Raw genomic sequence first — 24,652 nt, 5'->3', positions numbered from 1 at the left:
AGGGAATAGGGAACATGGCGAAGATCCTGCAGTTCGACGAGGACGCCCGCCGCTCGCTGGAGCGCGGTGTCAACAAGCTGGCCGACACCGTCAAGGTGACCATCGGCCCCAAGGGCCGCAACGTCGTCATCGACAAGAAGTTCGGCGCCCCGACCATCACCAACGACGGTGTCACCATCGCCCGCGAGGTCGAGCTGGACGACCCGTACGAGAACCTTGGCGCGCAGCTCGTCAAGGAGGTCGCCACCAAGACCAACGACGTCGCGGGTGACGGCACCACGACCGCCACCGTGCTGGCCCAGGCCCTGGTCAACGAGGGTCTGCGCAACGTCGCCGCCGGTGCCGGCCCGGCCGCCCTGAAGAAGGGCATCGACAAGGCCGTCGCCGCGGTCTCCGAGCACCTGCTGTCCGTCGCCCGCGAGATCGAGGGCAAGGACGACGTCGCCGCCGTCGCCTCCCTCTCCGCGCAGGACACCCAGGTCGGCGAGCTGATCGCCGAGGCGATCGACAAGGTCGGCAAGGACGGTGTCATCACCGTCGAGGAGTCGAACACCTTCGGCGTGGAGCTGGACTTCACCGAGGGCATGCAGTTCGACAAGGGCTACCTGTCGCCGTACTTCGTCACCGACGCCGAGCGCCAGGAAGCGGTCCTCGAGGACCCGTACATCCTGATCAACCAGGGCAAGATCTCCTCCATCCAGGAGCTGCTGCCGCTGCTGGAGAAGATCCTCCAGGGCGGTGCCTCCAAGCCGCTGCTGATCATCGCCGAGGACGTCGACGGCGAGGCGCTGTCGACCCTGGTCGTGAACAAGATCCGTGGCACCTTCAACGCCGTCGCCGTCAAGGCCCCGGGCTTCGGCGACCGCCGCAAGGCGATCCTCGGCGACCTGGCCGTCCTGACCGGTGGCCAGGTCATCTCCGAGGAGGTCGGCCTCAAGCTCGACCAGGTCGGCCTGGACGTGCTGGGCACCGCCCGCCGCGTGACCATCACCAAGGACGAGACCACGGTCGTCGACGGTGCCGGTGACTCCGAGGCCGTCGCCGGCCGCGTCGCCCAGATCAAGGGCGAGATCGCCGCGACCGACTCCGACTGGGACCGCGAGAAGCTGCAGGAGCGCCTGGCCAAGCTGGCCGGCGGCGTCTGCGTCATCAAGGTCGGCGCCGCCACCGAGGTGGAGCTGAAGGAGCGCAAGCACCGCCTGGAGGACGCCATCTCGGCGACCCGCGCCGCGGTCGAGGAGGGCATCGTCGCCGGCGGTGGCGCCTCCCTGGTCCACGCCGCCAAGGTGCTGGACGAGGGCCTGGGCCTGTCGGGCGACGAGGCCACCGGTGTCGCCGTGGTCCGCAAGGCGCTGCACGAGCCGCTGCGCTGGATCGCCCAGAACGCCGGCCTGGAGGGCTACGTCATCACCTCCAAGGTCGCCGAGCTGGAGATCGGCCAGGGCTACAACGCCGCCACCGGCGAGTACGGCGACCTGGTGAAGGCCGGCGTCATCGACCCGGTCAAGGTCACCCGCTCCGCCCTGGAGAACGCCGCCTCGATCGCCTCCCTGCTTCTCACCACCGAGACCCTCGTGGTGGAGAAGAAGGAGGAGGAGGCCGACAACGGTCACGGCCACGGCCACGGCCACTCGCACTGAGGCTCCGACGCCTGACCGGAGGCCCGGTCCGCTCCCCCCGGGGGGCGGGCCGGGCCTCCGGCGTTCCGTCCGAGGTTCCGCTTGAGGCTTCAACTATCAGCAGAATTTTGCAGAATGCAAAGATTGCCTTATAACTAAGGCATGATCGAGGCCCGCCATCTGCGCGTTCTGCGTGCCGTCGCCCGCACCGGCTCCTTCTCCGCCGCCGCCCGCGAGCTGGGGTGTACGCAGCCCGCCATCAGTCAGCAGATGAAGGCCCTGGAGAAGTCGGTGGACACCCCGCTGGTGGTCCGCTCGGGCCGCGGGATGCAGCTCAGCGAGGCCGGCCGGGTCCTGCTCAAGCATGCCACCGGAATCCTGGCCGGGCTCTCCGCCGCCGAGGAGGAGGTGGCCGCGATCGCCGGGCTGCGGGCCGGACGGGTGCGGCTGGTCTCCTTCCCGACCGCGAGTTCCACCCTGGTGCCGCCCGCGGTCGCCCGCCTGCGGGACAGCCATCCGGGGGTGCGCGTGTCGCTGGTCGAGGCCGAGCCGCCGGAGTCGCTGGCGATGCTGCGCGGCGGTGAGTGCGAGATCGCGCTGGCCTTCCGCTACCCGCAGTCCGACGGCGCCGTCGCGCTCCCGGCGCCCGCCCACGGCACGCCGCGCGAGGCCCGGGCCGAGGCCAACCTGGAGGCGCAGCAGCTGACCGCCGGGACCGACTGGTCCGACCTGGTGGTCACCCCGCTGCTGGACGACCCGCTGGTGGGCGTGCTGCCGGCCGGCCATCCGCTGGCCGGGCGGGGCGGGGCGGTGGGGCTGGCCGAGCTGGCGGAGGAGCAGTGGATCGCCGGCTGCCCGCAGTGCCGGGGGCACCTGGTGGAGCTGTGCACCGGGGCGGGCTTCGAGCCGCGGATCGACTTCGCGACGGACGACTACCCGGCGGTGGTCGGCCTGGTGGCGGCCGGTCTCGGGGTGGCGGTGCTGCCCCGGCTGGCGCTGCGGTCGGTGCGTCCTGACGGCGTGTCGACGGTGCCGGTGCGGACGGCCTCCGGGGCGCCCGCGGTGCGCCAGGTGGTCGCGCTGACCCTCCCGGACCTGGCCGAGGTGCCGGCCGTGGCGCTGATGCTGGAGCGGCTGGCGGGGGCGGCCGCCGACCGCTGACGGTGGGTGACGGGGCTGCCAGGGTCCGGTACGTACGGTGAGCCAGAAGACTGAAGCGCCGCGAAGAAACGTTTCTTCACGGCGCTCAAGGAGACGGGTCTACCGCTGGGCGACCGCCGGCGGGGCCAGCGGAACCTCGACCAGTCGGTGCCGCGAGCGCCCCAGCATCTCCTCGCGTTCGTCCTCGGTCATCCCGCCCCACACGCCGTACGGCTCGCGGACCGCCAGCGCGTGCGCCGCGCACTCGGCGATCACCGGGCAGCGCATGCAGACCTCCTTGGCGCTGGCCTCGCGCGAACTGCGCGCCGCCCCGCGCTCGCCCTCGGGGTGGAAGAAGAGCGAGCTGTCCACGCCACGGCAGGCTGCGGAGAGCTGCCAGTCCCAGAGGTCCGCGTTGGGACCGGGGAGGCGGGAGAAATCTGCCATGGCTCATTCCCTTCAGAGGCTGTCGGCCGTCGGCCGGGCGTTCGGCGGGGCTGCTGCCGAGCGGTGCGGCGGGGCTTCGATGCACTGGTGTGGACACCTGGAAATATGACTTAAGGCAACTCCATGGACAAGTCACCCACACACTGGCACAACAGTCAATGACCATACGAAAGCTATAAAAACGGGCATAGTGGGCAAGGGGCTCCAGCGGGCGCGGACGTGGCAATCGGGTGGTCGACGGGCGCGCGGGGTGCCGAATCGATGTGCGGGTCGTACGCCGACCGCGCGCGAGCTGCGCAAAAGAGCGGCGTGTGCACCGCGATGCGGCTGATCGGTAATGGGTTGGCCACGTACAGTGGTGGAGATGGCCCCGAAGGCCGTAACTCATTCGAGTGACGGTCGTTGGAAGTGCGGAGGCGGTTAGCGGGCGCCGGACGTCGGGAACGATCGCGGGCAGGTTGGGGCGATCACCGCGGAGTCCGTCGCCGATCGGCCGTGTCGTAGAGGTTCGTACCAGCCAGGAGGCTCAACGTGACGCGGATCAGCTGCGGAGGACGACGGTCATGACTTCCGTTCTCGTTTGCGACGATTCCCCGCTCGCCCGCGAGGCGCTTCGCCGCGCGGTCGCGACCGTACCCGGTGTGGACCGGGTCACCACCGCGACGAACGGGGAGGAGGTCCTCCGCCGCTGGGTGGCCGACCGCTCCGATCTCGTTCTGATGGACGTCCGGATGCCCGGCCTCGGCGGGGTCGAGACGGTCCGGCGGCTGCTGTCCGCCGACCCGGGCGCGCGGATCATCATGCTCACCGTCGCCGAGGACCTCGACGGGGTCGCGCTCGCGGTGGCCGCGGGCGCCCGCGGGTACCTGCACAAGGACGCCTCGCGCGCCGAGCTGCGGGCCACCGTCACCCAGGCCCTCGCCGACCCGACCTGGCGGCTCGCCCCCCGCCGGCTGCGCAGCCCCGACATGGGCGCGGCGCCCACCCTGACGGCGCGTGAGATCCAGGTGCTGGAGGGCATGAGCCACGGCCGCAGCAACGCCGAGATCGGCCGCGAGCTGTTCCTCTCCGAGGACACCGTGAAGACCCACGCCCGACGGCTGTTCAAGAAGCTCGGGGCCTCCGACCGGGCGCACGCGGTGGCGCTGGGCTTCCGCTGGGGCCTGGTCCGCTGACCACCGGCGGCGCCGCCGGTTGCGGCGTGCCGCCGGAGGTTCCCGGAGCGGGCGCCGCACGGGCGTGTGACGTTACGGTCCCGAGGTTGCACCATGGAGGAGTGGAGCACCTCGGGGACCAGCGGACAGGCACTGCGGCGAACCACGCAGCCGCAGGACACTCGGCGGACGGCGCGACGGACGGGACCGCCGACGGCGGCGGGGCGGGAGGCGGCACGGTGCAGGAGGGGCCGGTGGTGCGCGGGACGCCGGACGGTGCCGCAGCGCATAACGTTCCGGTGCACAACTCCGGACGCGGTGCCGCGTTTTCCCGCTCGACCAGGCACCATGGACCGATGCGCGACGACGTCGCCGGTGCGACCGGCCAGGCGGACCCGGTGGAGGCCGAGCCCTCCGGTCCGGGCCACGGTCCGTCGTACGCCGAACCCGGCGGTTCCGCCGGTGGGACCGGGCCGGGCCGCCGGCCGGTGCTCGGCACGGGCGGCTCGCCGCTGGTGGGCGAACTGGTCGCGGCCGCGGTGCGCGGCGAGAACCCGGCGATCGACGCGCTGCTCGCCTACGTCCACCCGCTGGCGCTCCGGTACTGCCGCGCCAAGCTGGTCCGGCTGCCCGGCGGGGCCCGCCACCACGTGGACGACGTCGCGCAGGAGGTCTGCGTGGCGGTGCTCTGCGCACTGCCCCGGTACAAGGACCAGGGGCGCCCGTTCGAGGCCTTCGTGTACGGGATCGCCGCGCACAAGATCGCCGATCTCCAGCGGGCCGCGATGCGCGGGCCCGGCTCGACCGTCGTGCCGCAGGACGACCTGCCGGAGGTGCCGGACGAGGCGCTCGGCCCGGAGGAGCAGGCGCTGCTGAGCAGCGACGCGGCCTGGGCGAAGGAGCTGCTCTCCAACCTGCCGGCCCGTCAGCGCGAGCTGGTGCTGCTGCGGGTGGCCGCCGGGCTGTCGGCGGAGGAGACCGGCGAGGTGCTCGGGATGTCGCCGGGTGCCGTCCGGGTGGCCCAGCACCGGGCGCTCAGCCGGCTGCGGGCGCTCGCGGAGGAGTCCTCCTGACCACTCCTCCCGTTGCGTGCCGTTTCCGCCGGTTGCGGGCGGAATGATCCACGGGGCGGGGTTGTTGTCAAGGGCACACGAGGACACATTCGCGGTGCCAGTACCATGGGGTATCGGCGCCTGGGCGGGTTGCCAAAGTTTGACGGGTGCGCGCGGGGTCCCCTTGGAGGATCCTCCTATTCGTACCCGGCTTCGGCGGTCTGCGCGAGTGAGCGATGAATGCGCCCCCACCCTCAGGGCGTGAGCGGATTAGGCCGGCCACGGAAGGTACCCCCCAAATGTCTTACAACGCCGCAGGCGTACCCGAGAAGTTCGCCATGCTCGGGCTCACGTACGACGACGTCCTGCTGCTGCCCGGGGCCTCCGAGGTGCTGCCGAACCAGGTGGACACCTCCTCCCGGGTCTCCCGGAACGTGCGCGTCAACATCCCGCTGCTGTCCGCGGCGATGGACAAGGTCACCGAGTCGCGCATGGCCATCGCGATGGCCCGCCAGGGCGGCGTCGGCGTGCTGCACCGCAACCTCTCGGTCGAGGACCAGGCCAACCAGGTCGACCTGGTGAAGCGGTCCGAGTCCGGCATGGTCACCGACCCGATCACGGTCGGCCCGGAGACCACCCTGGGCGAGGCCGACGCGCTGTGCGCCAAGTTCCGCATCTCCGGCGTGCCGATCGCCGACGAGGCGGGCAAGCTGCTCGGCATCGTCACCAACCGCGACATGGCCTTCGAGTCGGACCGCACCCGCCAGGTCCGCGAGATCATGACCCCGATGCCGCTGATCACCGGCAAGGTCGGCATCTCCGGCGTGGACGCGATGGCCCTGCTGCGCCGCCACAAGATCGAGAAGCTGCCGCTGGTCGACGACGAGGGCCGGATCAAGGGCCTGATCACCGTCAAGGACTTCGTCAAGGCCGAGCAGTACCCGAACGCCGCCAAGGACGCCGAGGGCCGGCTGCTGGTCGGCGCCGCCGTCGGTGCCAGCGCCGAGGCGTTCGACCGGGCCCAGGCCCTGGTCGAGGCCGGTGCGGACTTCCTGGTGGTGGACACCTCGCACGGCCACAGCCACAACGCGCTGGCCTGGATCGCGAAGATCAAGTCGGCCGTCGGGATCGACGTGGTCGGCGGCAACGTGGCCACCCGGGACGGCGCCCAGGCGCTGATCGACGCCGGCGTGGACGGCGTCAAGGTCGGCGTCGGCCCCGGCTCCATCTGCACCACCCGCGTGGTCGCCGGCATCGGCGTCCCGCAGGTCACCGCCATCTACGAGGCCGCCCAGGCCTGCCTGGCGGCCGGCGTGCCGGTCATCGGCGACGGCGGCCTGCAGTACTCGGGCGACATCGGCAAGGCGCTGGCCGCCGGTGCCGACACCGTGATGCTCGGCTCGCTGCTGGCCGGCTGCGAGGAGTCCCCGGGCGAGCTGATGTTCATCAACGGCAAGCAGTTCAAGTCCTACCGCGGCATGGGCTCGCTGGGCGCCATGCAGTCCCGCGGCCAGGGCCGCTCGTACTCCAAGGACCGCTACTTCCAGGCCGAGGTGGCCTCGGACGACAAGCTCGTCCCCGAGGGCATCGAGGGCCAGGTGCCCTACCGCGGCCCGCTGTCGGCCGTGCTGCACCAGCTGGTCGGCGGTCTGCGCCAGACCATGGGCTACGTCGGCGCCGGCACCGTCGCCGAGATGGAGAGCAAGGGCCGCTTCGTCCGGATCACCTCGGCGGGCCTCAAGGAGAGCCACCCGCACGACATCCAGATGACCGTCGAGGCGCCGAACTACTCGGCCCGCTGAGCCACCGGCCACCGAGGGGCCCGCTGCCGCACCGCGGCGGCGGGCCCCTGCCGGTGCGCCCGGGCGCGGGCCGTCGGGGCGGGACCAGCGGCAGTACGGGATACTGGGGGGCGGCCGGGGTGACCCGGCGGGCATGAGCAACAAAGCAGAAGGGCTCGAAGTGACTGAGATCGAGATCGGGCGAGGCAAGCGCGGCCGACGGGCGTACGCCTTCGACGACATCGCCGTCGTCCCCAGCCGCCGGACCCGGGACCCGAAGGAGGTCTCGATCGCCTGGCAGATCGACGCCTACCGCTTCGAGCTGCCGTTCCTGGCCGCCCCGATGGACAGCGTGGTCTCGCCGCAGCAGGCCATCCAGATCGGCCGCCTCGGCGGTCTGGGCGTGCTGAACCTCGAAGGCCTGTGGACCCGCTACGAGGACCCGCAGCCGCTGCTGGACGAGATCGCCGCGATCACCGACGAGTCCACCGCGACCCGCCGGCTCCAGGAGATCTACGCCGCGCCGATCCGCGCCGAGCTGATCAAGCAGCGGATCCAGGAGGTCCGCGACTCCGGCGTGGTCACCGCCGCCGCGCTCTCGCCGCAGCGCACCGCCGAGTTCTCCAAGGCCGTGGTGGACGCCGGCGTCGACGTCTTCGTCATCCGCGGCACCACCGTCTCGGCCGAGCACGTCTCCAGCGCCGCCGAGCCGCTCAACCTCAAGCAGTTCATCTACGAGCTGGACGTCCCGGTGATCGTCGGCGGCTGCGCCACGTACACCGCGGCCCTGCACCTGATGCGGACCGGTGCCGCCGGTGTGCTGGTCGGCTTCGGCGGCGGCGCCGCCCACACCACGCGGAACGTCCTGGGCATCCAGGTGCCGATGGCCACCGCCGTGGCCGACGTGGCGGCCGCCCGTCGCGACTACATGGACGAGTCCGGTGGCCGCTACGTGCACGTCATCGCGGACGGCGGCGTCGGCTACAGCGGGGACATCCCGAAGGCCGTGGCCTGCGGCGCGGACGCGGTCATGATCGGCGCCGCGCTGGCGCGGGCGACGGACGCCCCGGGCAAGGGGATCCACTGGGGGATGGAGGCCGTCCACGAGGAGCTGCCGCGCGGCAAGCGCGTGGACCTCGGGACCGTCGGTACCACCGAGGAGATCCTGACCGGGCCCTCGCACACGCCGGACGGGACCATGAACCTGTTCGGCGCGCTGCGTCGGGCGATGGCCACCACGGGCTACACGGAGCTCAAGGAGTTCCAGCGGGTCGAGGTCACCGTCAACCCGGCGCTCGACCACCGCTGAGTCCTGACCTGACCTGATCGAGGGGCCCCTGCCGGGTGACGGCGGGGGCCTTCTCCTTTTCCCGGTGCGGGAGGCGGGTGCGGTGCGGTGCGGGGAGGGGACGGGGCGGGCGGTCAACTCCGCGTGGCGCTGCGGCGGGTGAGGAGGAACCCGCCGATGAGGGCGATGGCGTAGAAGGCGGCGTCGAGGGGGCGGAGGTCGGCGCGCCAGGCGGTGACGGTGTCGTGCAGCAGGCCGCCGGGGGCCGGGCCGTCGGCGTGGACGCGGCGGAGGTGCTCGATCAGCTGGCCGAGGAGCAGGGCGCCGGCGGCGAGGAGGGCGCCGAGCGGGGGGAGTAAGCGGCCCTGGCCGCCGAGCCGGCCGAGCGGGAGGGCGACCAGGCCGGCCGGGGCGATGGCCAGCCAGCCGAGGCTGTCGGCGGCGCGCAGCGGGGCGCTGCCGTAGGCGAGGCCGCCGAGGAGCATGGCGAGGAGGGCGAGGGAGACGGCCAGGGCGGTGCGGTGCCGGGGGGTGGTCCTGGGCGTGGGTTCGACGGGGTCGAAGCCGGCCACGGGGGCGCCGGGCATGCCCGGGGCGACGTAGCCCTCGGGGGAGACGGGGGGTGGTGCGACCGAGTAGTGCTGGGCGGTGTGCGGCCGGATCGATGGGCCGTCAGTGCCCGGTGCGGGTGCGGTCATGGGCGTCGAATCCCCCCGGAATACGATGAGCTGCCGAACGGTAGCAGTGGTCCGGACAGATCTTGGCGAGTTTTCGATCACAGATCGGGCACGGAGCGCCGCCTCCGTTCCGGTTCGTACCGGCTCGATGCGGGGGCCGGGTGGTCGCGGGCCCTCCGGACAGGAGATGATGGAGGCTTGGGCGTCCGGGCCCCAGGTCGGGCCGACGCGCCGTCACCACGACCGCCAGCAGCACATGGGGGAACGTTCCGAATGACCCAGGCGCAGGGTTCCACCGGCCGCCTCCTGGCCGGCCGCTACCGCCTGAACGGCGTGCTCGGGCGCGGCGGCATGGGCACCGTCTGGCGCGCCGAGGACGAGATGCTGGGCCGGACCGTCGCGGTCAAGGAACTGCGGATGAACGCCAGCGTCGACGAGGAGGAGAAGCACCGGCTGATCACCCGGACGCTGCGCGAGGCCAAGGCGACCGCGCGGATCCGGCACAGTTCGGCGGTGACGGTCTTCGACGTGGTCGACGAGGACGACCGGCCGTGGATCGTCATGGAGCTGGTCGAGTCCCGCTCGCTGGCCGACGTGGTCCGGGAGGACGGGCCGCTGGCCCCCGCCCGGGCGGCGGAGATCGCGCTCGACGTGCTGGGCGTGCTCAGCGCGGCGCACGCGCTCGGCATCCTGCACCGCGACGTCAAGCCGTCCAACGTGCTGATCGGCGAGGACGGCCGGGTCGTGCTCACCGACTTCGGCATCGCCAGCGTGGAGGGCGACGCCTCCGTCACCTCGACCGGGATGCTCGTCGGCGCGCCCTCGTACATCTCCCCGGAGCGGGCCCGCGGGCAGAAGCCCGGGCCGCCGGCCGACCTGTGGTCGCTGGGCGGCACGCTGTACGCGATGGTCGAGGGCCGGCCGCCCTACGACCGGGGCTCGGCGCTGGCCACGCTGACCGCGGTGATGACCGAGGACCTGATCGCGCCGGTGAACGCCGGGCCGCTGCAGCCGGTGATCGAGGGGCTGCTGGCGAAGGACCCGGCCGAGCGGCTGGACGCCTCGCAGACCCGGTCGATGCTCAAGCGGGTGGTCGCGGAGGCGACCGCGCGGGCCGAGTCCACCACCGAGCACGCGGTGCCGCTGGAGAAGCCGGCCGAGGAGCCGGAGCCGAAGGCCTCGAAGGCGTCGGGGCTGTCGAAGGCGGCGGGGCCGGCGGAGGCGTCGAACGCCGCGGAGCCGTCCGAGCCGTCGGCGTCGACCTCGGCGGAGTCCGCGGAGCCCTCGGAGTCTTCGCCGAAGGAACCGGAGCAGACCGGGAACGGCCGCAAGCGGTCGGTGGGCGGGCTGCTGGGGACGGTCCGGGTCGGGAGTCGGGCCCAGGACGCGGAGCCCGCCGGGACGCCGTCCGAGGAGCCGGGCGCGGAGCCGATCCGGCCGGTGACCAGCGAGTGGACGATGGGCGCGACCCAGGCGGCCGGGGCCGATCCGCGCACCGGCCGGCGACGGCTGGCCATCGCCACCGTGATCGTGGTGCTGCTGCTGATCGCGGGAGTGGTGGCGGTCGTCCGGATGGTCGGCACCGACGACGGCGGCGCGAACGGCGCGGCCTCGCAGAGCGCGGTCGCCACCTCGCCGGGGGCGACCGGTACCGAGCCGGTGCCGACGTCGGCACCGACGGGCGAACCCGCGCCCGCCCCGGCGCCCGCCCAGCCGACCGGCGACCCGGCCGCGGCGCCGGACGCGCCCGCGCAGTCCGCCGGTGCGCCGGCGGCTCCCGTCCAGCCCCCGGCGGCACCGGCCCAGCCCGCGCCGGCCGCGCCGGGTGCCGTACCGGCCGGGTACCACGAGTACAAGGACCCGAGCGGCTTCTCCGTCGTGCTGCCGGACGGTCTGCAGCCGACCGGGTCGGACGCCAACCGGCGGATCTTCAAGAACGCGGCCGACGGCAGCCAGCTGCGGATCGAGTGGACCACGTCGCCCGGGGCGAGCGCGGTCGCGGACTGGCAGGATTCGGAGCCGAACGTCCGCGGTCAGGTCAGCAACTACCAGCGGCTCAACCTGGCGGCGATCACCTACCGGCAGTGGACCAACGCGGCGGACTGGGAGTGGACCAACGGCACGCCCAGGATGCACTCGCTCAACCGCGGCTTCGTGACCGGGACCCCGCCCAAGTACGGGTACTCGATCTACTGGATAGTCCCGGACGCGGAGTGGGCCGCCCAGGCCCCGCTCCGGGACGTCGTCTTCAACAGCTTCCAGCCCGCGCCGTAGGGCGGCAGCCCTAACCGATCAGGCGCTGCTTGGCGCGGGTGAACTCGTCCTCGGTGAGCGCACCGGAGGCGCGCAGGGCGGCCAGCCGTTCCAGCTGGCCGATGAGCTGCTCGCCGGCGGACGCCTCGACCGGGGTGGCGGCGGGCCCGGCCTTCGGGGCGTTCCGGGCGGCCCGGGCGGAGGCCCGGAGCTGCTCGGCGAAGAACTCGGCCTTGGCCACGTCCTCGAAGCGGTGCGAGCCGCTGAGCGCCACCACCAGGAGCACTTCGCCGTTGAGCTTGGTGCGGGTCACGGTGACGTCGGTGACGGCGGCGAGCGGAACCGGGACCGGCGGCTTCCCGTCCTTCAGGAAGAGCAGCCGATGGGTGGTCAGCACGAGCACTCCCTTGCGGAAGTGGTCGGGGTGGCGCCCGGCGGTGGAGGCGACCGGCTTCTCGCCGTCGATGACGGTCGCCTCGACGGCGCGGACGGCCTCGGCCTGGTTGGCTTTGCTGCTGTTCCCGGATGCCTCGAAGGCGGTGTCGATCAGATCGGTCCAGTCCATGGGATCGAGCCTAAAGGAGCCGCTCAGTAGGCTGCTCGGTGAGTGAGAGGAACTGGCATGCGAGGCGGCCCCGGTCAGTTGCTGGCGGGGCGGTACCGGCTGACGGACCGCCCCGAACCCTTGCGCGCCCAGGCGGTGGACGAGCGGACCGGTGAATCGGTGCTGCTGGGCGCCCTGGAGCTGCCGGGGGTGCTGACGGCGGGCCAGGATCCGGAGGCGGCCGCCGCGGCGCAGGCGGACCGGATGGTGCGCCGGGTGGCGGCGGTCGGTTCGACCGCGCCGGTCGCGCATCCGCGGCTGCTGCGCGGGGTCGGCGCGTTCGTCGAGGGCGAGCTGCTGTGGACGGTGGAGGAGCGGCCGGTCGGGCGGACGGTGGCCGAGCTGCTCGCCGAAGGGCCGCTGCCGCCGTACCGGGCGGCCGAGTTGGCGGCGGACCTGGCCGGGGCGCTGCGGGCGCTGCACGCGGCCGGGCTGACCCACGGCGCGCTGACCGCGGAGGCGGTGCTGGTCTGCGAGGACGGCGCGGCGATGCTCGGCGGGCTGCTCGCCGGGGTGGCCGAGGAGGCGCTGGCCGAGGAGCTCGGCGGGCCGGGCGGGCGGCGCCGGTACGAGGTGCGGGCGACCCTGGTCGGACCGGTGGCGGAGCGTTGGCCGCTGGACGGCGGCCCGGCGGGCGACTGCTGGGCGCTCGGGGTGCTGGTGCACCGGCTGGTCACCGGCCGTTCGCCGTACCCGGAGCGGGACGTGCCGGAGCTGGTGACGGCCGTACGGGACGGGCGGCGGGAGCCCTCGGTGGTGTGCGGGCCGCTCGCGCCGCTGGTGGAGCGGCTGTTGCAGCCCGATCCGGTGCTGCGGCCGACGGCGGAGGCGGTGCGCGAGGAGCTGGCGGGGCTGCTGGCGGGGGCGCCGGAGCCGGTCGACGGGGAGGCGGAGGAGCGGAGCCGGGCCGCAGGGGGGCCGGTGCCGGTGCCGGAGACGCCGGCGGTGCCGCGCGGGCGCGGCGGGAGGGCCGTCGGCTCCAGGGCTGGGAGGAGTGCCCGAAAGGGCCGGAACGGTGGGGACTTGGGGGCAGGGGGCGGGGCGAAGCCGCCCCGGATACCCCCCTCCCTGTGGGGCCCGCTGCTGGTGGGCGGAGTGTTCGTGCTGCTGGTGCTGGGAATCGTCGCGGTGGTGCTGTTCGCAGGCTGACGGCCCGCCCGGATTCCGTTCCACCGGTCCGGGGGGTGGGCGTGATTACCGGGGGCGGCAAGGTGCGCCTAATGTGTGCGTGGGATTTGTTCGAACAGTGGTCTGCACCAGGCCCTCCGTCGCGGTGACGGCAGGCGGAATGTGTGGGGGAGCGGGCGCAGATGGGCGTGCAGGACCGGCCGGAGGCGGCCGAGGCGGAGCGTTTGCTGGCCGGGCGGTACGAGCTCGGCGAGCGGCTCGGCCGGGGCGGCATGGGCACCGTCTGGCGGGCCTGGGACCGGATGCTCGACCGGGAGGTCGCGGTCAAGGAGCTGACCGTCAACCACCTGCCCGAGGAGGACCTGCAGATCCTGCACACCCGGATGAAGCGCGAGGCCAGCGCGGCCGCGCGGATCAAGCACCCCGGTGTGATCACCGTGCACGACGTGCTGGAGCAGGACGGCCGGCCGTGGATCGTGATGGAGCTGGTCGACGGCCGCTCGCTGGCCGACGTGATCAGCCAGGACGGCACCCTGCAGCCGCGCGCCGCCGCCGAGGTCGGCAGTCAGGTGCTGGCCGCGTTGCACCGCGGCCACCAGCTGGGCGTGCTGCACCGGGACGTGAAGCCGGCCAACGTGCTGCTGGAGCGCGGCACCGGGCGGGTGGTGCTGCTGGACTTCGGCATCGCGAAGTACGAGGGCTCGACCGAGCTGACCCGGCCGGGCGACCTGGTCGGCTCGCCGGACTACCTGGCGCCGGAGCGCGCCCAGGGCGAGCGGCCCGGTCCCGCCTCCGACCTGTGGGGCCTCGGGGCGACGCTGTACGCGGCGGTCGAGGGCCAGTCGCCGTTCCGGCGGGACTCGCCGATCACCACGCTCGCCGCGGTGGTCGACGAGCCGCTGCCGGAGTCGCGGCGGGCCGGGCCGCTGGGGCCGGTGCTGGCCGCGCTGATGGCGAAGGACCCGGCCGAGCGGCCCACCGCGGACGAGGCGGCCGCGATGCTGGCCGAGGTGCGGGCCGGGCACACGATGGGCCTGAAGTCGGTCCCGTCGGTGCGTACGCCCACCCGGTCGGTGCCGGTGGTGGACCGCACCGAGGGCCCGGTGGCCGTGGCGGAGCCGGCCGAGGGCTCCGAGGAGCCGACCGAGCCGAAGGCCTCCGGGGCCGCCGTCCCCGCTGCCGCTGCTGTGCCCGCCGTCCCTGCGGTCGCCGCTGTTCCTGCCGCGCCCGTCCTCGCCGAACCGGACACCGCCGGGGGCGCGCAGGACGCTGCCCGGGCGCACACCGGTCCCGTCGCGCCGGTGTCGCACTCCATTGCGCCGGAGCGGGGACCGGCCAAGCGCCGCAACCTGCTGAAGATCGTCGGCATAGCGGTGGCCGTCGGCCTGCTGGCCGCCGCGGGCACCTTCCTGGTCACCCGGCACGTGGTCGGCGGCGACACCCCCGACGACCCGACGCCGACCGCCGCCGAGTCCACCGGACCGGAGCCCACCAGCGACGCCACCCCCGCGGCGGCGCCGCCCAGCGGCTACCACTGGGTCGACGACCCGGCCGGCTTCCGCTTCCCGCTGCCGAACGGCACCCCGTCCTGGCAGCGGATCAGCGCCGGGGACAACCAGATCTACTACAGCCCCGACGGCAAGGTGCACTACCTCCAGTTCGCCGTCACGGTCGGCCAGTCGGTCAAGCCGCTGGAGCACATGCGGCAGATGGAGGCCACCGTCGCCAAGTCGCTCAAGGACTACAAGCAGCACCGGATGGCCGGCACGGCGGTGAAGGGCCAGGAGGCGGCGGTCTGGGAGTTCAGCTACCTGGCCAAGGAGGGCGGCCGCCGGCGCGCGATCGAGACCGAGTTCATCAGCCAGGACGGCACCAGCTACGCGATCTACTCGTCCAGCCCGGACCGGGGCAACGAGTGGAACGAGGCCGAGCAGCGCTTCTACGCGGTGCTCAACAACTTCGCCCCGAGCCGCTGACCGGGTCGGGCGGGGGCGCCCGCTTTCGCCCGACTGCGGCAGATTCTTGTTACCGACGGGTACCGGACCGGCCGCCGAGCGCCTAGGCTGCGCCGTATGTCGGACCTCACAGCAGACGCAGTGGCCACCGAACCCTCCGGCGCCGGCAACCCGGCGGCCCCCGGCGGCGGCCGGACCGTCGCCGCGGCCGTCCCGCCGTCCCTGGTCGCCAGGCTTGCCACCGGCGTCACCGCCACCGGTGAACCCGACCTGGTGGAGACCGTCGCCCCGCTGACTGGCGAACGGCTGGCCAGCCTGCCGCAGTCCACCCCGGCCGACGTCGAGGTCGCCTTCCAGCTGGCCCGCCGCGCCCAGGGGGCCTGGGCCGCGCTGCCGGTGCGCCGCCGCGCCGCCGTCCTGCTGCGCTTCCACGACCTGCTGCTCAAGCGGCAGGACGAGGTGCTGGACCTCGTCCAGGCGGAGACCGGCAAGGCCCGGCTGCACGCCTTCGAGGAGGTGCTGGCCGTCGCCATGGCCGCCCGGCACTACGGGCGGGCCGCGCACGGGTACCTCAAGGACAAGCGGCACGGCGGCGCGCTGCCGGTGCTCACCCACGCCGTCGAGGCCCGCCGCCCCAAGGGCGTGGTCGGCCACATCTCGCCGTGGAACTACCCGCTGGAGCTGTCCGTCGGCGACGCCCTGCCGGCCTTCGTGGCCGGCAACGCGGTGGTCAACAAGCCCGACACCCAGACCGCGCTGACCGCGCTGTGGGCCCGCGAGCTGCTGATCGAGGCCGGACTGCCCGCCGACCTGTGGCAGATCGTGATCGGCGACGGCCCGGTGATCGGCCCCGCCGTGGTGGAGCACGCCGACTACGTCTCGTTCACCGGCTCCACCCGCACCGGCCGCGACGTCGCCCAGCGCGCCGCCGCCCGGCTGGTCGGCGCCTCGCTCGAACTCGGCGGCAAGAACGCCATGCTGGTGCTCGCCGACGCCGACCTCGACGCGGCCGCCGCGGGCGCCGTACGGGCCTGCTTCTCCTCCGCCGGACAGCTCTGCATCTCGATCGAGCGGCTGCTGGTGCACCGCTCGGTGGCCGACGAGTTCCTGGAGCGCTTCGCCGCCCGCACCCGGGCGCTGCGCCTCGGCGGCGGCCTCGCGTACGGCGCGGACATGGGCTCGCTGGTCTCCGCCCGCCAGCTGGAGACCACCGGCCGGCACGTGGAGGAGGCGGTCAAGGCTGGTGCCACCGTGGTGGCCGGCGGGCGCGCCCGGCCGGACCTCGGCCCGCTCTTCTACGAGCCGACCATCCTCGACGGCGTCACCCCGGAGATGGCGGTCTGCGCCGAGGAGACCTTCGGCCCGGTCGTCTCCCTCTACCGCTTCGACACCGAGGAGGAGGCGGTGGCCGCCGCCAACTCCACGCCGTACGGCCTGAACTCCAGCGTCTGGACCAGGGACCTGCGGCGCGGCCGGGCGGTCGCGGCCCGGCTGCGCACCGGCACGGTCAACGTCAACGAGGCGTACGCCGCCGCGTACGGCTCGGTCGGCTCGCCGATGGGCGGCATGGGCGACTCCGGGCTGGGCCGCCGGCACGGCGCCGAGGGCATCCTGCGCTTCACCGAGGCGCAGACCGTCGCGACCCAGCGGCTGATGCCGATCGCGCCCTCGTTCGGCCTGGACGACAAGCAGTTCGCCGCCCTGATGACCGGCGGGCTGCGGGCGCTCAAGGCGCTGCGCTTCAAGTAGGCCCCCGTAGACAGGCCCCAGGGCCCCGCACCTGCGGCGGGGCCCGGTTCGCGGTACCCACAGGCAGGTTCACCCGGTGAAGGAGCGGTGGCAGATGGTGCAGTCCGGCGGTGCGGCGGAGTTCGACTACGACGTGGTGGTGGTCGGGTCCGGCTTCGGCGGTTCGGTCGCGGCCCTGCGGCTGACCGAGAAGGGCTACCGGGTCGCCGTCCTGGAGGCCGGCCGGCGCTTCGACCGGGACGAACTGCCCAGGAACTCCTGGGACCTGCCGAACTACCTGTGGGCGCCGGCGCTCGGGCTGTACGGCATCCAGCGGATCCACCTGCTGGCCAACGTGCTGATCCTGGCCGGCGCCGGGGTCGGCGGCGGCTCGCTGAACTACGCCAACACCCTGTACGTGCCGCCGAAGGCCTTCTTCGAGGACCGCCAGTGGCGCCACATCACCGACTGGCAACAGGAGTTGGCGCCGTTCTACGACCAGGCGCAGCGGATGCTCGGGGTCCGGCTCAACCCGACCCTCACCCCCTCCGACGTCCACCTCAAGGCGGCCGCCGAGCGGATGGGCGTCGGTGACACCTTCCACATGGCGCCGGTCGGGGTCTTCTTCGGCGACGGCGAGGACACCGACGGCACCGCCAAGGCGGCCCCCGGGAGCGAGGTCGCCGACCCGTACTTCGGCGGTGCCGGCCCGGCCCGCAAGGCCTGCGTGGAGTGCGGCGAGTGCATGACCGGCTGCCGGCACGGCGCCAAGAACATGCTCACCGAGAACTACCTGTACCTGGCCGAGCGGGGCGGGGCGGAGATCCACCCGCTCACCACGGTGGCCCGGATCCGGGAGATCGAAGGGGCCGACGGGAGCGGCGGCTACGCGGTGGACGTGCGCCGCACCGACGCGCGGTCGAGGACCGACCGGGTGAAGGCGGGCGCGCGGACCGTCACCGCGGCCCGGGTGGTCGTCGCGGCCGGCACCTACGGCACCCAGTCGCTGCTGCACCGGATGCGGGACGGCGGCCACCTGCCCCGGATCTCGGCGCGGCTGGGCGAGCTGACCCGCACCAACTCCGAGGCCCTGGTGGGCGCGCAGACCACCGACCGGCGCTACGGCGGCAAGGCGGACTTCACCAAGGGCGTGGCGATCACCTCCTCGATCCACCCGGACGCCAACACCCACATCGAGCCGGTCCGCTACGGCAAGGGCTCCAACGCGATGGGCGCGCTGTCCATCGCCCAGGTCAGGGGCGGTGGGGCGGTCCCGCGCTGGCTGCGCTACCTGGGCAACACGGCGCTCCACCCGGTGACCTTCGCCCGCTCGATGAACCAGCGCCGCTGGTCCGAGAAGACGATCATCGGCCTGGTGATGCAGTCGCTGGACAACTCGATCACCGTCTCGCTGAAGAAGGGCCCGCTCGGCAAGGCCCGGCTCACCTCCGGCCAGGGCCACGGCGAACCCAACCCGACCTGGATCCCGGCGGCGGAACAGGGCGCCCAGGCGCTGGCCGACGAGATCAACGGCTTCCCGGGCAGCACCGTCGGCGAGATCTTCGACATCCCGATGACGGCGCACTTCCTCGGTGGCTGCCCGATCGGCGACGCCCCCGAGACCGGCGTGGTGGACCCGTACCACCGGCTGTACGGCTACCCCGGGATCAGCGTGGTGGACGGTTCGGCCGTCTCCGCCAACCTGGGCGTCAACCCCTCGCTCACCATCACCGCCCAGGCCGAGCGCGCCATGTCGATGTGGCCGAACAAGGGCGAGGCGGACCAGCGCCCGGCCCAGGGCGCGGAGTACCTGCGGGTGGCGGCGGTGGCGCCGGCCCGGCCGGCCGTGCCCGAGGGCGCGTTCGGCGCGCTGCGGCTGCCGCTGCTGCCCGTCCCGGAGGTCCCGAAGAAGCGCGGCTGAAACCGGCCCGACGGGCCAATCCGCCTGCCCCGGTTCCCGGTTGACATCCGTTCGGGTCCGATGGGATAAACGGGCTCCCTGGAGCGGCCAGGGACTCGTCGAGCGGGGGGAACGCGGGCCATGGCCAACTGCACATCGTGCGGGGCGACTTCGGAGGAGGGGGCGCCCGCCTGCGGGTCGTGCGGTCGGCCGTTCGCGCCCCCTGCCCCGGCGGCCGCCGCCCCGCCCGCCGCCCCGCCCGCCGCCCCGCCCGTCCCGCCGCCTCCGCCGGGTGCGGCTCCGCCCGTCCCGCCGCCGTACGGACCGCAGCCCGGGTACGGACCCCAGCCGGGGTACGGGCCGGTGGCCGCGGTCCCGCCCGCCCTGGGCAGCTGGGGTGCCGGGCAGGAGTACGACAAGCAGCCCGCCTTCCAGCGCCTGCTGACCGCCGCGGACTGGCGCCCGGCCGTCAAGGTGGCCGTCGCGCCGACCCTCGTCCTGCTGGCCGCCGCGCTGATCGCGGCGATCCCGAGCGACTACCAGTACGAGTACCGGTTCCAGTCGGCCGGCTTCGGCGAGCGCTTCGGCTCGGCGGTGTCGATGGCCCTGAACGCGCTCGGCGCACCGTTCCGGCTCGGGTACCAGAGCCCGCTGGGCCACGACCGGACCGACCGGCTGGAGATCGCCCTCCGGGTGCTGCCGATGACCGTCACCGTCCTGTGGTGCCTGGCGCTCTGGCTCGGCCTGCGGGCCGGGCTGCGCCGGCGCAAGGCCGTGGTGGGCCAGCTCACCCGGGGCCAGGCCGCCGCCGAGGCGCTGCGCACCGCCCTGGTCCTCGCGGCGGTGAGCGGACTGCTCGGGCTGCTCGGCGGCACCGAATGGAACCCCTCGGGCCGCGCCGCGAAACCCGACTACTTCGGCGACTTCGGCTCCGGCGCCCAGAAGTCCGGTCAACCGCTGATCACGGCGGGCTCCGGCTGGCTGGAGGCGGTCGCCTGGACCGCGGTGCTGGCCGGCCTGCTGGCCTTCCTCGTCCACGGCACCGACGCGCTGCGCTGGGCCGCCTGGCGCAGCCGCGCGGTGCGCGGCTGGGCGGTGTCCGCGCTGGCCGCCGGCCAGGCGCTGGCGGTCACGGTCGGGCTGTCCTCGGTGACGGCCTTCGTCCTGGTCGCGGCCACCAGCGAGAGCGGGGCGCAGACCGGGATCTCGCTGGCCTTCCTGCCCAACCTCGGCCTCAACCTCCTCGGCTTCGGCTCGGGGGCGACCTTCCGGGCGCACTCCGGACTGTCCGGCAGCGACGGCTCCCGCGGCGACTCCTCCTGGGGCGACCGCAGCAGCGAGACCGACTTCTCCTTCTTCGACCTGCACGACCTGACCGGCGACTGGCGCTGGGCCGGGCTGCTCGCGCTCGTCTCGGCGGCCCTGCTCGGCCGGGTGGCGTTCCGGCGGGGGCTGGACGCGGCCGACCGGCTGCGCCTGGCCGCCGTGCACGCCGGGGCGCTCACCCTGCTGATGACGGTCTCCGGCGTGCTGATGACGCGGACCACGTCCAGCTCGGGCTGGATCGGCTCGGCGCGGATGGAGATCTCCCAGGAGGAGTCGGGCGGGCTGGCCTTCGTGAGCGTGCTGGTGGCCAACGCGGTCTGGGCGCTGGCCGGCGCGCTGCTGGTGCCGCCGCTGCTGGCGGCCTTCCGCGGCCGGGGCGCGGGTGCGCCGCAGGGCGCCGTGCCGTACGCCGAGTCCCCGTTCGCCCCGGGGCGGGGCACGGTGCCCCATCCGGCGGTGCCGCCGCAGGTGCCGTACGCGACGCCGCCGTACGGCGTTCCGGCTCAGGGGGTGCCTGCTCAGGGCGTTCCGGGCCACGGGGTGCCGCCGCAGGCCGACGCGCCGCAGGACGCGCCGTTCGCCCCCGGCGGCGGGGTGAGCGAGGTGCTCGGCTCGCACGAGGAGCCGCCCGCCCCGACCGGCGGGACGCCGGTGCCCGGCGCGGTCCCGCCGCCTCCGGCCGAGGAGCCGGTCGACCCGAGCGTGTGGCGCGAGCACCCCTGAGCGGGCACCCCTGAGCGAGCGTCCCTGAGGAAGAGGAAAGGGCAAAGGGCCCCGCGGGGGAACGGGGCCCTTTGTCGTTCAGCACTCGGCGTCAGGGCCGCGCCGGTGCTGGGGTGACGGCGCCGGGGGAGGAGCGCCGTCGGGTCGGTCGGCTTCGGGGCGCGCCGCGCGGCTCCGGCGTGGGTGGCCGGCCGCGCGGGGCGCGCACGCCCGTGCGCGGTGGCTCGGCGCACAGGTCTGCGCCGGTCCTACGCTCACGGAGCGTGAACTGAGGAACCGCGGCCGCCTTCCGTGGCGCGGCTGCGGAGAACGCCGTCGCGGGCCCCCTCGGTGAGCCGTGAGGCGCCGGGAGAACCGCGTACAACGAGCATCGTGCTGGACGGAGGGCTCGCTCTGCAACCGGTTCGGCACAGTTCGGCACAGAGCATTTCCTGCCGGGGCCGCCGTCGATGATCACGGTGCGTAGTGGTCTGGATGGTTGTGGCGCACGGGGACGCGCGTAGCGGCGCGGGGTGAAGGGGGGAGTGCGCCCGGGCGCGCACCGGACCGGACCGGGGGTGCGACGGCCGGCCCCGGGCGTCCCCGGACTCCGGCCGTCCCACCTCTCGGCCCAGTCGCGGCCGGGGTCGCTGTCCCCTGCTGGCCGGCCGCGGCACCCGCGCACGGTCCCACGGTGCCGCTGCCCGGCGGGCCGGGCGGCGGCACCACGTGCGCCGGTGGACTGGGATGGAACTCCACGCGTGGTCCTGCTGCCGTACGGCGGTGCCCCCGCGGGGGCGGGCGGCGCGTCTGGCGGACGCGCCGCGGCCGTACGTTCGTAGGAAGCAACGAACCGCCGCCCCGCCCGGTCACGGTCGTTCGGACGGGCAGACGAGTGAAACCGGACAGCCCGGTAGAATCGGTGTCCAGACACCCCACACCGTCCGCCGCAGCCGCAGCCCCCCTGCCGGGGAGGCGGTCACGCGCGGGCACCTCGATACCGCTGCCGGAAGGCCGTCTGTGTCCTCTGCAATTCCCGTCCAGTCCGCGCCGGACAACGACCCCGTTCTGGTGGTCGACTTCGGCGCCCAGTACGCCCAGCTCATCGCCCGTCGGGTGCGTGAGGCGCGGGTCTACAGCGAGATCGTGCCGAGCAGCATGCCGGTCGCCGAGATGCTCGCCAAGAACCCCAAGGCGATCATCCTCTCCGGCGGCCCGTCGTCGGTCTACGAAGAGGGCGCGCCGCAGATCGACCGCGCGATCTTCGAGGCCGGTGTCCCGGTCTTCGGCATGTGCTACGGCTTCCAGCTGATGGCCAAGACCCTCGGCGGCACCGTCGACAACAACGGCGCCCGCGAGTACGGCCGCACCCCGCTGACCGTCTCCCGCAGCGGCTCCACCCTGTTCGAGGGCGTTCCGGCGCAGCACTCGGTGTGGATGTCGCACGGCGACGCCTGCTCGGCCGCCCCGGAGGGCTTCGCCGTCACCGCCTCCACCGACCTGGTCCCGGTCGCGGCCTTCGAGAACGACGAGGCCCGGCTGTACGGCGTCCAGTACCACCCCGAGGTGCTGCACTCCGACCACGGCCAGCAGATCCTGGAGCACTTCCTCTACCGCGGCGCCGGCATCGCCCCCACCTGGACCACCGGCAGCGTGGTCGAGGAGCAGGTCGCCCTGATCCGCGAGCAGGTCGGCGACAAGCGCGCCATCTGCGGCCTGTCCGGCGGCGTGGACTCCGCGGTCGCGGCCGCGCTGGTCAACCGCGCCATCGGCGACCAGCTGACCTGCGTCTACGTCGACCACGGCCTGATGCGCAAGGGCGAGACCGAGCAGGTCGAGAAGGACTTCGTGGCCGCCACCGGCGTCCAGCTGAAGGTCGTCGACGCCTCCGAGCGCTTCCTGAACGCGCTGAAGGGGGTCACCGACCCCGAGGAGAAGCGCAAGATCATCGGCCGCGAGTTCATCCGCGTGTTCGAGCAGGCCCAGGCCGAGATCATCGCCGAGGCCGGCGAGCACGGCGAGTCGGTCGACTTCCTGGTCCAGGGCACCCTGTACCCGGACGTGGTGGAGTCCGGCGGCGGCGAGGGCACCGCCAACATCAAGTCCCACCACAACGTCGGCGGCCTGCCCGAGGACCTCCAGTTCCAGCTGGTCGAGCCGCTGCGCAAGCTGTTCAAGGACGAGGTCCGGATGGTCGGCCAGGAGCTGGGCCTGCCGGAGGAGATCGTCCAGCGCCAGCCGTTCCCGGGCCCGGGCCTGGGCATCCGGATCGTCGGCGAGGTCACCAAGGAGCGTCTGGACCTGCTCCGCGACGCCGACGCGATCGCCCGCGAGGAGCTGACCGCGGCCGGTCTGGACCGCGAGATCTGGCAGTGCCCGGTCGTGCTGCTCGCCGACGTCCGCAGCGTGGGCGTGCAGGGCGACGGCCGCACCTACGGTCACCCGATCGTGCTGCGCCCGGTCTCGTCCGAGGACGCCATGACCGCCGACTGGTCGCGCCTGCCGTACGACGTGCTGGCGAAGATCTCCACCCGGATCACCAACGAGGTCCGCGACGTGAACCGCGTCGTCGTCGACGTCACCAGCAAGCCGCCGGGCACCATCGAGTGGGAGTGACCCCTCCCACCGGTCGCCGGGGCGCTTCGTCGTCCTGAGGCCGATGCCTGAACGGCCGCGCCGTCGTTCCCGTACTGAAGGGAGCGACGGCGCGGCCGTTTCGCGGTGCGGGCGCCGCTCTCCGGGAGGGACCTCCCACCGAAAGCGGTCGGGAGCGGGCAGAATGCGGACCGGACCTGTCAGGGAGTGGCGGGCGGCGAGGGAAGGTGTGAGGGATGTCGGAGGCCAGCAACCCGGTGCCGGCCGGTGGGGGAGCGGCCGGCCGGGCCGCCCGGGCGGCGCAGCGGAGGGCGCTCGCGTCCAGGTACGCGCTGCTGCCCCTGCGGCTCTTCCTCGGCGTCACGTTCGTCTACGCCGCCCTCGACAAGCTCTCCGACGCCCACTTCCTGGCCGGAGCGGGCGACCCGGCCTCCTTCGTCTCGCAGACCCAGGCCGCCAAGGCGGGCGGCAGCCCGATCTCCTTCCTGCTCGGCCCCGCCCTCGACCACCCGACCCTGTTCGCGCTCGCCATCGCCTTCGGCGAGCTGGCGGTGGGCCTCGGCACCCTGGTCGGCCTCTGGGGCCGGGCCGCCGCGCTCGGCGGCGCCCTGCTCAACCTCAGCCTGTGGCTGACCGTCAGCTGGAGCGTCTCGCCGTACTACCTCGGCAACGACCTGGCCTACCTGATGGCCTGGACGCCGCTGCTGCTGGCCGGCACGCCGTACCTGTCGGTGGACGGCTACCTGGCCCGCCGGGCCGGGCGGGACCGCGAGCGCGGGCTGGGCGAGGACCACGTCAAGCGCCGGGCCCTGGTGGACGGCGGGATCGCGGCCGTCGCGATCGGCGGGGCCGGGCTGCTCACCGGCTCGCTGACCCGCACCTTCGGCCGGGACCGGACGGCCGCGCCCAAGCAGTCGGCGGCCCCGGCCTCCGGCGCCCCGGCCCCCGGTGCCCCGGCCGCCACCGCCCCGGCCCCCGCGGTGCCCGCCGCGAGCGTGCCGGTCGGCGGCTCGGCCCAGGTCAAGGACCCGGCCACCGGGGACGCCGTCTACATCGTCCAGCCCAAGGCCGGCCAGTACTGCGCCTTCTCCGCCGTGTGCACCCACGCGGGCTGCGCCGTGGACGCGCCGAAGAACGGCCAGCTGTACTGCCCCTGCCACGGCTCCCGGTTCGACGCCGCGACCGGTGCGGTGGTCAACGGGCCGGCGGTCAAGCCGCTGCCCAGGTACGCCGTCAGCAAGGACGGGGACCGGCTGACCCTGGGCCCGCAGCAGAGCTGACGCCCTAGGGTCGGGCGGGGCGG

The 24,652-nt window shown here is 73.9% G+C and carries 17 protein-coding genes; 14 read left to right on the top strand and 3 right to left on the bottom strand.

Going from position 1 to position 24,652, the window contains the following annotated elements:
- The first annotated feature begins 14 nt into the window (after positions 1-14).
- Complete coding sequence (gene groL / locus ACFY4B_RS09780; protein ID WP_049654364.1) at positions 15-1,640, top strand: chaperonin GroEL; 1,626 nt, start codon at positions 15-17, stop codon at positions 1,638-1,640.
- A gap of 141 nt (positions 1,641-1,781) precedes the next feature.
- Positions 1,782-2,780 carry a LysR family transcriptional regulator gene (locus tag ACFY4B_RS09775; RefSeq protein WP_074003946.1) on the top strand — a complete coding sequence of 333 codons (999 nt, stop codon included), beginning with the start codon at positions 1,782-1,784 and terminating at the stop codon, positions 2,778-2,780.
- A 99-nt stretch (positions 2,781-2,879) separates the two neighbouring features.
- On the opposite strand, the gene ACFY4B_RS09770 is transcribed toward ACFY4B_RS09775, so the two are convergent.
- Positions 2,880-3,206 (bottom strand): WhiB family transcriptional regulator, encoded by a 327-nt coding sequence (locus tag ACFY4B_RS09770; RefSeq protein ID WP_049654358.1) that lies wholly within the window; start codon positions 3,204-3,206, stop codon positions 2,880-2,882.
- A gap of 563 nt (positions 3,207-3,769) precedes the next feature.
- On the opposite strand from ACFY4B_RS09770, the gene ACFY4B_RS09765 reads away from it, so the two are divergent.
- From ACFY4B_RS09765 to ACFY4B_RS09750, 4 genes are all read left to right on the top strand, one after another.
- Positions 3,770-4,381 (top strand): response regulator transcription factor, encoded by a 612-nt coding sequence (locus tag ACFY4B_RS09765; protein ID WP_014136228.1) that lies wholly within the window; start codon positions 3,770-3,772, stop codon positions 4,379-4,381.
- Positions 4,382-4,716: 335 nt separating this feature from the next.
- Positions 4,717-5,433 (top strand): RNA polymerase sigma factor ShbA, encoded by a 717-nt coding sequence (shbA, locus tag ACFY4B_RS09760; RefSeq protein WP_074003945.1) that lies wholly within the window; start codon positions 4,717-4,719, stop codon positions 5,431-5,433.
- 278 nt (positions 5,434-5,711) lie between these two features.
- Complete coding sequence (guaB, locus tag ACFY4B_RS09755; protein ID WP_074003944.1) at positions 5,712-7,214, top strand: IMP dehydrogenase; 1,503 nt, start codon at positions 5,712-5,714, stop codon at positions 7,212-7,214.
- A gap of 160 nt (positions 7,215-7,374) precedes the next feature.
- Positions 7,375-8,502 carry a GuaB3 family IMP dehydrogenase-related protein gene (locus ACFY4B_RS09750; RefSeq protein WP_049654353.1) on the top strand — a complete coding sequence of 376 codons (1,128 nt, stop codon included), beginning with the start codon at positions 7,375-7,377 and terminating at the stop codon, positions 8,500-8,502.
- A gap of 113 nt (positions 8,503-8,615) precedes the next feature.
- Here the strand turns inward: ACFY4B_RS09750 and ACFY4B_RS09745 are convergent, their stop codons facing one another.
- Positions 8,616-9,179 (bottom strand): hypothetical protein, encoded by a 564-nt coding sequence (locus tag ACFY4B_RS09745; protein ID WP_117488203.1) that lies wholly within the window; start codon positions 9,177-9,179, stop codon positions 8,616-8,618.
- A gap of 252 nt (positions 9,180-9,431) precedes the next feature.
- Here ACFY4B_RS09745 and ACFY4B_RS09740 point away from each other — a divergent pair, with 252 nt between their 5' ends.
- Complete coding sequence (locus ACFY4B_RS09740; RefSeq protein ID WP_387967102.1) at positions 9,432-11,432, top strand: protein kinase; 2,001 nt, start codon at positions 9,432-9,434, stop codon at positions 11,430-11,432.
- 10 nt (positions 11,433-11,442) lie between these two features.
- Here ACFY4B_RS09740 and ACFY4B_RS09735 read toward each other — a convergent pair whose 3' ends face one another.
- Positions 11,443-11,976, bottom strand: coding sequence for an SHOCT domain-containing protein (locus ACFY4B_RS09735; RefSeq protein ID WP_074003941.1), 534 nt, complete (start codon positions 11,974-11,976; stop codon positions 11,443-11,445).
- A 57-nt stretch (positions 11,977-12,033) separates the two neighbouring features.
- Here ACFY4B_RS09735 and ACFY4B_RS09730 point away from each other — a divergent pair, with 57 nt between their 5' ends.
- The 7 genes from ACFY4B_RS09730 to ACFY4B_RS09700 all read left to right on the top strand — a co-directional run bounded on the left by ACFY4B_RS09730 (position 12,034) and on the right by ACFY4B_RS09700 (position 24,629).
- The gene (locus tag ACFY4B_RS09730) at positions 12,034-13,164 is read left to right on the top strand and encodes a protein kinase (protein ID WP_147409121.1); all 1,131 of its coding nucleotides are present in this window, start codon (positions 12,034-12,036) and stop codon (positions 13,162-13,164) included.
- 161 nt (positions 13,165-13,325) lie between these two features.
- Positions 13,326-15,119, top strand: a complete 1,794-nt coding sequence (locus ACFY4B_RS09725) for a serine/threonine-protein kinase (RefSeq protein WP_387829519.1) — start codon at positions 13,326-13,328, stop codon at positions 15,117-15,119.
- Positions 15,120-15,215: 96 nt separating this feature from the next.
- Positions 15,216-16,847 carry a succinic semialdehyde dehydrogenase gene (locus tag ACFY4B_RS09720; RefSeq protein WP_074003938.1) on the top strand — a complete coding sequence of 544 codons (1,632 nt, stop codon included), beginning with the start codon at positions 15,216-15,218 and terminating at the stop codon, positions 16,845-16,847.
- A gap of 94 nt (positions 16,848-16,941) precedes the next feature.
- Complete coding sequence (locus ACFY4B_RS09715; RefSeq protein WP_049657027.1) at positions 16,942-18,747, top strand: GMC family oxidoreductase; 1,806 nt, start codon at positions 16,942-16,944, stop codon at positions 18,745-18,747.
- 342 nt (positions 18,748-19,089) lie between these two features.
- Entirely contained in the window at positions 19,090-20,775 is a 1,686-nt protein-coding gene (locus tag ACFY4B_RS09710) for a hypothetical protein (RefSeq protein WP_387967099.1), read from the top strand.
- Between the two features lie 999 nt (positions 20,776-21,774).
- Positions 21,775-23,370: a glutamine-hydrolyzing GMP synthase gene (gene guaA, locus ACFY4B_RS09705; RefSeq protein WP_049659666.1), complete on the top strand. Its 1,596-nt coding sequence runs from the start codon at positions 21,775-21,777 to the stop codon at positions 23,368-23,370.
- Between the two features lie 215 nt (positions 23,371-23,585).
- Positions 23,586-24,629, top strand: coding sequence for a Rieske 2Fe-2S domain-containing protein (locus ACFY4B_RS09700; RefSeq protein ID WP_074003935.1), 1,044 nt, complete (start codon positions 23,586-23,588; stop codon positions 24,627-24,629).
- The last annotated feature ends 23 nt before the right edge of the window (positions 24,630-24,652 follow it).

Source organism: Kitasatospora sp. NPDC001261 (assembly GCF_042896795.1).
GTDB lineage: Bacteria > Actinomycetota > Actinomycetes > Streptomycetales > Streptomycetaceae > Kitasatospora.
The sequence above is the reverse complement of the archived record's forward strand: the minus strand, read 5'-3'. Positions and strand labels throughout refer to the sequence as shown.

Excerpts from the sequence above, each read along its gene's own strand:
- ACFY4B_RS09715 (WP_049657027.1), top strand. The coding sequence starts at position 16,942 with ATGGTGCAGTCCGGCGGTGCGGCGGAGTTCGACTACGACGTGGTGGTG.
- groL (WP_049654364.1), top strand. The coding sequence starts at position 15 with ATGGCGAAGATCCTGCAGTTCGACGAGGACGCCCGCCGCTCGCTGGAG.
- shbA (WP_074003945.1), top strand. The coding sequence starts at position 4,717 with ATGCGCGACGACGTCGCCGGTGCGACCGGCCAGGCGGACCCGGTGGAG.
- ACFY4B_RS09740 (WP_387967102.1), top strand. The coding sequence starts at position 9,432 with ATGACCCAGGCGCAGGGTTCCACCGGCCGCCTCCTGGCCGGCCGCTAC.
- ACFY4B_RS09730 (WP_147409121.1), top strand. The coding sequence starts at position 12,034 with ATGCGAGGCGGCCCCGGTCAGTTGCTGGCGGGGCGGTACCGGCTGACG.
- ACFY4B_RS09700 (WP_074003935.1), top strand. The coding sequence starts at position 23,586 with ATGTCGGAGGCCAGCAACCCGGTGCCGGCCGGTGGGGGAGCGGCCGGC.
- ACFY4B_RS09720 (WP_074003938.1), top strand. The coding sequence starts at position 15,216 with ATGTCGGACCTCACAGCAGACGCAGTGGCCACCGAACCCTCCGGCGCC.
- ACFY4B_RS09765 (WP_014136228.1), top strand. The coding sequence starts at position 3,770 with ATGACTTCCGTTCTCGTTTGCGACGATTCCCCGCTCGCCCGCGAGGCG.
- ACFY4B_RS09775 (WP_074003946.1), top strand. The coding sequence starts at position 1,782 with ATGATCGAGGCCCGCCATCTGCGCGTTCTGCGTGCCGTCGCCCGCACC.
- ACFY4B_RS09735 (WP_074003941.1), bottom strand. The coding sequence starts at position 11,976 with ATGGACTGGACCGATCTGATCGACACCGCCTTCGAGGCATCCGGGAAC.
- ACFY4B_RS09745 (WP_117488203.1), bottom strand. The coding sequence starts at position 9,179 with ATGACCGCACCCGCACCGGGCACTGACGGCCCATCGATCCGGCCGCAC.
- ACFY4B_RS09725 (WP_387829519.1), top strand. The coding sequence starts at position 13,326 with ATGGGCGTGCAGGACCGGCCGGAGGCGGCCGAGGCGGAGCGTTTGCTG.
- ACFY4B_RS09770 (WP_049654358.1), bottom strand. The coding sequence starts at position 3,206 with ATGGCAGATTTCTCCCGCCTCCCCGGTCCCAACGCGGACCTCTGGGAC.
- guaB (WP_074003944.1), top strand. The coding sequence starts at position 5,712 with ATGTCTTACAACGCCGCAGGCGTACCCGAGAAGTTCGCCATGCTCGGG.